This is a genomic window from Kosakonia sp. WA-90 (genome assembly GCF_039871955.1).
Lineage (GTDB): Bacteria > Pseudomonadota > Gammaproteobacteria > Enterobacterales > Enterobacteriaceae > Kosakonia > Kosakonia oryzendophytica.
In genome coordinates, this window is record NZ_JBDPLJ010000024.1 from 1 (window position 1) to 588 (window position 588).

The following is a 588-nucleotide window of genomic DNA, read 5'->3' on the forward strand; positions in this document are numbered from 1 at the left end:
CGGGAGGGCGCTTACCACTTTGTGATTCATGACTGGGGTGAAGTCGTAACAAGGTAACCGTAGGGGAACCTGCGGTTGGATCACCTCCTTACCTTAAAGAACCTGCCTTTGCAGTGCTCACACAGATTGTCTGATGAAAAACGAGCAGTAAAGAATCTCTGCAGGCTTGTAGCTCAGGTGGTTAGAGCGCACCCCTGATAAGGGTGAGGTCGGTGGTTCAAGTCCACTCAGGCCTACCAAATTTCAGCTGATACTGCGTTGCGGCGACACTCACATACTTCAGTATGCTTCGTGTCACCCCGCCTTGTCTCAGCTGAAATTAAGGTTACAGAGACCACGATGGGGCTATAGCTCAGCTGGGAGAGCGCCTGCTTTGCACGCAGGAGGTCTGCGGTTCGATCCCGCATAGCTCCACCATCCTTTACTGTCCGGCTCAAAAAAAACTTCAGAGTGCACATTCTGTGTGTACTGCGAAGTTTTGCTCTTTAAAAATCTGGATCAAGCTGAAAATTGAAACACAGAACAGTGCGAACTGTTCTGCGAGTCTCTCAAATTTTCGCAACTGAGGATGTTTCACGAAACATCTTC

The 588-nt window shown here is 49.3% G+C and carries 2 tRNA genes and 1 rRNA gene; all 3 read left to right on the top strand.

The features are described from left to right. Positions 1-91: ribosomal RNA gene (locus ABGA49_RS16105) — 16S ribosomal RNA — on the top strand; the annotation flags it as partial. A 71-nt stretch (positions 92-162) separates the two neighbouring features. Continuing rightward, positions 163-239, top strand: a tRNA-Ile gene (locus tag ABGA49_RS16110). Between the two features lie 102 nt (positions 240-341). Beyond that, positions 342-417 (top strand) — tRNA-Ala (locus tag ABGA49_RS16115). The last annotated feature ends 171 nt before the right edge of the window (positions 418-588 follow it).